8 protein-coding genes are annotated in these 7,874 nt (G+C 70.7%); 5 read left to right on the top strand and 3 right to left on the bottom strand.

What is annotated here, in order from left to right:
* Nucleotides 1–36 precede the first annotated feature (36 nt).
* Nucleotides 37–621 carry a suppressor of fused domain protein gene (locus tag ACZ5CW_RS03255; protein ID WP_468597898.1) on the bottom strand — a complete coding sequence of 195 codons (585 nt, stop codon included), beginning with the start codon at nt 619–621 and terminating at the stop codon, nt 37–39.
* 470 nt (nt 622–1,091) lie between these two features.
* Here ACZ5CW_RS03255 and ACZ5CW_RS03260 point away from each other — a divergent pair, with 470 nt between their 5' ends.
* Nucleotides 1,092–2,216: a magnesium and cobalt transport protein CorA gene (locus ACZ5CW_RS03260; protein ID WP_468597900.1), complete on the top strand. Its 1,125-nt coding sequence runs from the start codon at nt 1,092–1,094 to the stop codon at nt 2,214–2,216.
* Nucleotides 2,217–2,239: 23 nt separating this feature from the next.
* Complete coding sequence (locus ACZ5CW_RS03265) at nt 2,240–2,752, top strand: hypothetical protein (protein ID WP_468597902.1); 513 nt, start codon at nt 2,240–2,242, stop codon at nt 2,750–2,752.
* Nucleotides 2,753–2,813: 61 nt separating this feature from the next.
* Here ACZ5CW_RS03265 and ACZ5CW_RS03270 read toward each other — a convergent pair whose 3' ends face one another.
* Complete coding sequence (locus ACZ5CW_RS03270) at nt 2,814–3,554, bottom strand: hypothetical protein (protein WP_468597904.1); 741 nt, start codon at nt 3,552–3,554, stop codon at nt 2,814–2,816.
* A 237-nt stretch (nt 3,555–3,791) separates the two neighbouring features.
* On the opposite strand from ACZ5CW_RS03270, the gene ACZ5CW_RS03275 reads away from it, so the two are divergent.
* Genes ACZ5CW_RS03275 through ACZ5CW_RS03285 form a run of 3 tightly spaced genes read left to right on the top strand, consistent with a single transcriptional unit; the run spans nt 3,792 to nt 6,853 of the window.
* Complete coding sequence (locus tag ACZ5CW_RS03275; protein ID WP_468597906.1) at nt 3,792–5,087, top strand: magnesium transporter MgtE N-terminal domain-containing protein; 1,296 nt, start codon at nt 3,792–3,794, stop codon at nt 5,085–5,087.
* Nucleotides 5,077–5,676, top strand: a complete 600-nt coding sequence (locus ACZ5CW_RS03280) for a DUF1003 domain-containing protein (protein WP_468597908.1) — start codon at nt 5,077–5,079, stop codon at nt 5,674–5,676. The genes ACZ5CW_RS03275 and ACZ5CW_RS03280 overlap by 11 nt, the downstream gene beginning before the upstream one ends.
* A 43-nt stretch (nt 5,677–5,719) precedes the next feature.
* Nucleotides 5,720–6,853 (top strand): Mrp/NBP35 family ATP-binding protein, encoded by a 1,134-nt coding sequence (locus ACZ5CW_RS03285; RefSeq protein WP_468597910.1) that lies wholly within the window; start codon nt 5,720–5,722, stop codon nt 6,851–6,853.
* A gap of 84 nt (nt 6,854–6,937) precedes the next feature.
* Here the strand turns inward: ACZ5CW_RS03285 and ACZ5CW_RS03290 are convergent, their stop codons facing one another.
* Nucleotides 6,938–7,603, bottom strand: a complete 666-nt coding sequence (locus tag ACZ5CW_RS03290; RefSeq protein ID WP_468597912.1) for a hypothetical protein — start codon at nt 7,601–7,603, stop codon at nt 6,938–6,940.
* Nucleotides 7,604–7,874 lie beyond the last annotated feature (271 nt).

Here is a 7,874-nt window from a genome sequence, read left to right on the forward strand (position 1 = left end):
TCAGCAAAGGCCTTTGGTGAGCTTGCTCACTTCGGCTCAGTCCAGCGGGACGGACCTGCGGGAGGGATCCCTCAGGTCCGTCCCGTTCGCCAGCCAGCGTTCCTGGAGCGCCTGGGCGCCGTGCACCCGCTTCCAGGCGGCCTCGTTCGGCGTCATCGGCAGCAGCGGCAGGAACCGTACGGGATCCATCGGGGCGTCCAGCTCCAGGTCCTCGACCAGCCCGCCGGGCTCGCCCACCAGGACCGAGCTGAAGGGAGCGCCGGGCCACAGCGGATCGCCCACGTCCAGGGAGGCGCCGGGGGTCACCACCAGACCCTCGACCTGCGGCGAAGCGGCGAGGACGGCGAGCGGGCGGAGCACCTTGTCGGTGTCGGCGACGCCCGCGCGGACGGACAGGACCAGCTCGGCGCGGGGGCCCTTGACCGGGTCGGCGAGCATCGCGGTGGGGTCCGCCATCGGGTGCTGGGACATGCCGAGGGTGGCGTACCGGACGACGTCCCCCTCCTGGAAGCGGAGCACCTCGATGCGGTCCGTGCCGAGGAAGGTGACCGCGGCGCGCGCGTCCGGTTCGCCCAGCGCGGTGTTCAACCGCGCCTCGACCAGAGGAAGAACATCAACCATGCGGTGAGCATAGAACTCGTCAGTAGCGGGCAAAGCGGCGCCTTGACAGTACGGGCGGCTGGTACTCTGAGCCGGTGGTTCGGGGCAGCACGCAGAAGCGTCGCTATCGAGTCCCGACGCCGATGCGACTCCCTTACGAGGGACCGGCCGGAGGAGGTGGGGCTGTCATGGATCGAAGTCGACCTGGTAGTACCACTCGCTCTTCCGGCTGCTGATGTAGTTCCTGGCTCGCTGCCGCCCTCACGTTCGCTTCGTCGTTCGGAAGAGCACTTCGTCTCGCTCTGCCTGATCTCAATCGGTTCTGCATCAGTAGCGAAGTCGCCACCGCGACGATGCGGTGCTCCCCGCTTTGTGGACGTACCAAACATCCTTCCCTGCACTCAGGGTCGGGACCCCCGCAGGACGTCCCCATTCCGGGTAGTTCCACCCGCCGCCGCGCTTTCGCTGCCCGCCCGCGAAGGAGCCTGCCCATGTCGATGATCCGCGACCTGCGTGCCGTGGTCCGTCCGTCGTCCCGCGTCTCGCTGCACAAGGACACGAGCGCGTCGTACGACACCACGCGCGACCCCGGGACGCCCTCGGCCGTCGTCGACTGCGCCGTCTACCGCGACGGCGCCCGCGTGCAGAGCACGGGGGCCCTGACCCCGCAGGAGGCGATGCGGCTGGTGCGCCGTGACGGCGGGTTCGTCTGGATCGGCCTGCACGAGCCGACGGAGTCGGAATTCGCCGGAATCGCAAGCGAGTTCGGGCTGCACCCGCTGGCCGTCGAGGACGCGGTGCAGGCGCACCAGCGGCCGAAGCTGGAGCGGTACGACGACTCGCTGTTCACCGTGTTCAAGACCATCCACTACGTCGAGCACGACCGGCTCACGGCCAACAGCGAGGTCGTCGAGACGGGTGAGGTCATGTGCTTCACCGGCCGGGACTTCTTCATCACCGTCCGGCACGGCGGCCAGGGCTCGCTCAGGGCGCTGCGGCACCGCCTCCAGGACGACCCCGAGCTGCTCGCCAAGGGCCCCTCGGCCGTGCTGCACGCCATCGCCGACCATGTGGTGGACGGCTACATCGCGGTCGCCGACGCCGTGCAGGACGACATCGACGAGGTGGAGACCGAGGTCTTCTCACCGGGCCGCAAGGGCGGTGTCTCACGCGGTGTCGACTCGGCGCGGATCTACCAACTCAAGCGTGAGGTACTGGAGTTCAAGCGGGCGGTGGCGCCGCTGCTGCGGCCCATGCAGTTGCTGAGCGAGCGGCCGATGCGGCTGATCGACCCGGACATCCAGAAGTACTTCCGGGACGTCGCCGACCACCTGGCGCGGGTCCAGGAGCAGGTGCTCGGCTTCGACGAACTCCTCAACTCCATCCTCCAGGCCAACCTCGCGCAGGCGTCCGTCGCGCAGAACGAGGACATGCGCAAGATCACCGCCTGGGCCGCGATCATCGCCGTGCCGACGATGGTCTGCGGGGTGTACGGCATGAACTTCAAGTACATGCCCGAACTGCACTGGAAGTACGGATACCCGGTGATCATGGGCATCACGGTCGCCCTGTGTCTGGGCATCCACCGCACGCTCAAGCGCAACGGCTGGCTGTGAGCGGGCCTGGATAGGCTGGGCGCATGACAAGCGAGCTGCACGACCGGGCCCTCATCGAGGAGGCCTCCAAGAAGTCCGGCCTCATCTGGGTCAGAGGCGCCGGGGCGCCCGCGGCGCGTGCGCTGTGGCACGTGTGGCACGAGGGCGCGGTGTGCCTGGTCGGCGACGGGCCCGGTGAGCAGCCGCTGCCGGCGCTCGTGGACGGCGGCTCCGCCGAGGTGACGGTGCGCAGCAAGGACAAGGGTGGCCGGCTGGTGACGTTCCCGGTGACCGTGTCCGAGCCGGCCGTCGGCTCCGAGGAGTGGGAGGCGGCCGTCGCCGAGCTGAAGGGCAAGCGGCTGAACGCCTCCGACGGCGAGGAGATGCCGGGCCGCTGGGCCCGTGAGTGCCGGGTGCTCCGCCTGGTGCCGGCAGGGGGTGTGGAGCCGTTGCCGTCCGGCAGCTTGGCGGAACGTCCGGTGCCGTCACCCGCGACGACCCGTCAGCCGATCCCGGCGGGGCTCCCCAAGCTCCTCGCCAAGCGCCGGAAGAAGTGACGCCGGGGGCCGTACGGGGCTGCGGCGGCGCCGGTCCCCGCCGTCATGGCCGAACGTCCCCCTACGACGTGGGCAGCTGCCTGCCGTAGTCCACCGTCTGAGACTTCGCGGGCTCCGTGACGGAGAAGTTCCTCCCCCAGTCCGAGAAGCTGAGCGTCCCCGCTCCGCCGGCACGGACCAGGCGCAGCGGATACGGCGTGCCCTGGAGGGAGACGTCCAGGGTGCCTCCGGAACCCTTGTCGCCGGTGATGCGGATCGTGCGGGTACCCGACTGATCGTGGTGGCCGTCCGTCGCCAGCGTGCCGTGCAGCGTCAGCAGACCGTCGAGGAGGACAGCCTTGTCCGTGAAGCCGCTGAACTTCTTGTACGCGGGATCCCCCTGCGGCACCTTCACGTACTTGCCGTCCAGCTTGCCCGTGGCGCCGTCGCTGCCGTCGGCGTGGTTCCAGAAGTCCGCGTCGGCCTTGAGATACAGCTGCTTGCCGACCCGCAGCAGTTTGAAGGTGGCCCCCTGCGAGGTCACCGAACCCGTCCCGCCGTCGTTCTTCAGCCGCATGTCCAGCCGGTACGTACGGCCGCTGGTGACCACGGTCCCGGACAGCCGTACCGCCGGTGCCGCGTCCGCCGCCGCCCGGGTCTTCGCCTGGATCGTGCCGGCGGGCAGCTTGCCCACGCCGTTCGTCCCCGCGTCCGGATCGTCACCGCCGCACCCCGACAGCACCATCGCTCCCGTCACGGCCAGTGCGCAGGTCGCGGTCACCAGCGCGGTCCGGCGGGTACGGCCCTGGGGAATCGCAGTCACAGGTGACGCTGCCTTTCTGACGGTTCCGGAGCGGCGTACGGCAGCGTACCGGTGCCCCGACCACCCGGCGGAGCCAGTCCGTCCGGACCCCCCACCAGGGCGTATCCGACCGGTACGGGCTAGCCTGAAGCGCACCCGAGCGGGCAAATCCGAGCAATTCCCACACAGCGGTTCCCCCCAGCGATCCCCCCACGGAACAGCAGTCCCCAGCGATTCCCAGGCAAAGGAAGCAGAGCCATGGCAGCCGGCGCCCCCCGGATCTTCGTCTCGCACATCGCCGGGGTCCCCGTCTTCGATCCGACCGGCGACCAGGTGGGCCGCGTACGCGACCTGGTCGTCATGCTGCGCGTCGGGCGACGGCCCCCGCGCGTCCTCGGGCTGGTCGTCGAACTGTCCACCCGGCGCCGCATCTTCCTGCCCATGACCCGGGTGACCGGCATCGAGTCCGGCCAGGTCATCACCACCGGCGTGCTCAACGTGCGGCGCTTCGAGCAGCGGCCCACCGAGCGGCTGGTCTTCGGGGAGCTGCTGGACCGGCGCGTGAAGCTGGTGGAGACCGATGAGGAGGTCACCGTCCTCGACCTCTCCGTGCAGCAGCTGCCCGCCCGCCGGGACTGGGAGATCGACCGCGTCTTCGTCCGCAAGGGGCGCAAGGGCAGCGCCTTCCGGCGGGCCAAGGGCGAGACGCTGACCGTGGAATGGTCGGCCGTCACCGGGTTCTCCCTGGAGGAGCACGGCCAGGGCGCCGAGAACCTGCTCGCCACCTTCGAGCAGCTGCGCCCCGCCGACCTCGCCAACGTCCTGCACCACCTCTCCGCCAAGCGGCGTGCCGAGGTCGCCGCCGCCCTGGACGACGACCGGCTCGCCGACGTCCTGGAGGAGCTGCCGGAGGACGACCAGATCGAGATCCTCGGCAAGCTGAAGGAGGAACGCGCGGCGGACGTCCTGGAGGCCATGGACCCCGACGACGCGGCCGACCTGCTCTCCGAGCTGCCCGAGGCGGACAAGGAGCGGCTGCTGAGCCTGATGCAGCCCGCCGACGCGGCCGACATGCGGCGCCTGATGTCGTACGAGGAGCACACGGCCGGCGGTCTGATGACCACCGAACCGATCGTGCTGCGCCCGGACGCCACGGTCGCCGACGCGCTCGCCCGGGTCCGCAATCCGGACCTCTCCCCCGCCCTCGCCGCCCAGGTCTACGTGTGCCGACCGCCGGACGAGACCCCGACCGGCAAGTACCTGGGCACGGTCCACTTCCAGCGGCTGCTGCGCGACCCCCCGTACACCCTGGTCAGCTCGCTCGTCGACGACGACCTGCAGCCGCTGGACCCCGACGCCGCGCTGCCCGTCATCGCCGGGTTCTTCGCCACGTACGACATGGTCGCCGCGCCCGTGGTGGACGAGTCCGGATCGCTGCTCGGCGCGGTCACCGTGGACGACGTCCTCGACCACATGCTGCCCGACGACTGGCGGGAGACGGAGTTCCACCTGAACGAGGACGCGGGAGAGGGGGCGGCCGCCCATGGCTCCTGAGCGCGAGAGCACACGCGAACGCACCCCGGTGGGCGCCACGGCCGCGACCCGGCCGCGTGCGCGCCTCGACCAGCCGCGCGCGCCCCGGCACCGGTTCCTGCCCGAGTGGGACCCGGAGGCCTTCGGCCGGCTGTCGGAGAAGATCGCCCGGTTCCTGGGCACGGGACGCTTCATCGTCTGGATGACGGTCGTCATCATCGCCTGGGTGCTGTGGAACATCGCCGCACCCCGTCATCTGCGCTTCGACGAATACCCCTTCATCTTCCTCACCCTGATGCTGTCCCTGCAGGCCTCCTACGCGGCCCCGCTGATCCTGCTCGCACAGAACCGGCAGGACGACCGCGACCGGGTCAACCTGGAGCAGGACCGCAAGCAGAACGAGCGGTCCATCGCCGACACCGAGTACCTGACCCGTGAGGTCGCCGCGCTGCGCACGGGCCTGGGCGAGGTGGCCACCCGCGACTGGATCCGCTCCGAGCTGCAAGACGTGATCAAGGAGCTGGAGGACCGAAGGCGTCACGACGGGCATGTCGTATTCCCGGCAGAGCGGGCAGATCGGTCGCCGGGACGTGACGCAGACGACCGCTGAGGGGCTACCCGGAGGCCCCTCGGCGCGCCGTACCATCGTCCTTATGGCTACGGAAGACGCGGTGCGCGAGGCACTGGCGACGGTGAACGACCCCGAGATCAACCGACCCATCACCGAACTCGGGATGGTCAAATCGGTGGAGAGCGGCGATGACGGCGCGGTCGCGGTCACCGTGTACCTGACCGTCTCCGGCTGCCCCATGCGCGACACCATCACCCAGCGCGTCACGGAGGCCGTCTCCCGGGTGGAGGGCGTCACCCGCGTCGACGTCACCCTCGACGTGATGAGCGACGAGCAGCGCAAGGAGCTGGCGAACGCCCTGCGCGGCGGCCAGGCCGAGCGCGAGGTCCCCTTCGCCAAGCCCGGCAACCTCACCCGCGTCTACGCGGTCGCCTCCGGCAAGGGCGGCGTCGGCAAGTCCTCGGTGACGGTGAACCTCGCGGCGGCGATGGCGGCCGACGGCCTCAAGGTGGGCGTCGTCGACGCCGACATCTACGGCCACTCGGTGCCGCGCATGCTGGGCGCCGACGGCCGCCCCACCCAGGTCGAGAACATGATCATGCCGCCGTCCGCGAACGGCGTGAAGGTCATCTCCATCGGCATGTTCACCCCGGGCAACGCCCCGGTGGTCTGGCGCGGCCCGATGCTGCACCGCGCGCTCCAGCAGTTCCTCGCGGACGTGTACTGGGGCGACCTGGACGTCCTGCTGCTGGACCTCCCGCCCGGCACCGGTGACATCGCGATCTCCGTGGCCCAGCTGGTCCCGAACGCCGAGATCCTGGTCGTGACGACGCCTCAGCAGGCCGCCGCGGAGGTGGCCGAGCGCGCGGGCTCCATCGCGGTCCAGACCCACCAGAAGATCGTCGGCGTGGTCGAGAACATGTCCGGCCTGCCCTGCCCGCACTGCGGCGAGATGGTCGACGTCTTCGGCACGGGCGGCGGCCAGCTGGTCGCCGACGGCCTGACCCGCACGACGGGCGCCTCCGTCCCGGTCCTCGGCAACATCCCCATCGACGTCCGCCTCCGCGAGGGCGGCGACGAGGGCAAGCCGGTCGTCCTGACCGACCCGGACTCCCCGGCGGGCTCCGCACTGCGCGCGATCGCGGGCAAGCTCGGCGGACGACAGCGGGGCCTTTCGGGGCTGTCGCTGGGGATCACCCCGAAGAACAAGTTCTAGGGCCGCACGACTTCCGGGTCCGCGGCCGGCACGACGAAGGGGCGCCGACGGCACCGGCGCCCCTTTTGTCATGCGTACGCTGTGTCATGCGTACGCGGCGACGTCCTTCACCACGGCGAACCCGAGCCCGTACGCGCTCATGCCCCGCCCGTAGGCCCCCAGATGCACGCCCGCCTCGGTCGTACCGGCCAGCACCCAGCCGAACTCCGACTCCCGGTAGTGGAAAGAGGCCGCCACCCCGTCCACCGGAAGAGAGAGCCGGGACCACTCCGGCCCCTCGAGGTCGTCGGCCAGAGCCCACGCCGTCTCCGTCTGCTGCTCCAGCCAGTCGTCCCGCAGGCTGTGATCCATCTGCCCGGGCCAGGTGAAGGACAGCAGCCCCACACCGGCCAGCCAGGCCGCCGAGGAGACCGACGTCGCCTCCAGCAGGCCCGTGCCGTCCGCGCTCCGGCGGGACGGCTGGGCGGCCACGGTGACCACGACCGCGAACTTCTCCCGCGGCTCGCCGACGGAACCGCTCTCGCTGCGCACGGAGGGCTCGTCACCGTGCCCGATCGAACCGTGCTCCACGGCACCGTCGGCCGCCGTACCGACCTGCATCAGCCAGCGCGGCCCGGTGAACGCCTCGTCGAGGCCGTACCACGGGAAGGGCGCCTGCAGGTAACCGTCGACCGTACGCCGGGCGGAGGCGAGCTGCTGCCCGCCTTCCGCGGCCGGCGCCTGCGCGCCCACCCGACTCGTCGTCTCCATCTGCCCGGACGCCTCCTCGCTCTCGTCGGACCGGGGCGGCCCGCCCCCCTTCGGGCGTACTCCTCCGGTCCGCACAACAACTCGGCAGCATATCCACACCGGTGAGAGCGGCAGGGCAGGCGCTGGATGCGTGGGTCGTGGGCACGGCCCGTTCCGGCCGTGCGCGCCAAGTGTGCGCTTTGAAACACGTCCCGCACACGGGGCACATCCACGCCCGCGTGTTTGGGGGAAGCGGGTAGGAACCCTGACGGTTTCCCCGCCTCCGTGTTGT

Source organism: Streptomyces sp. NPDC031379 (assembly GCF_055569615.1).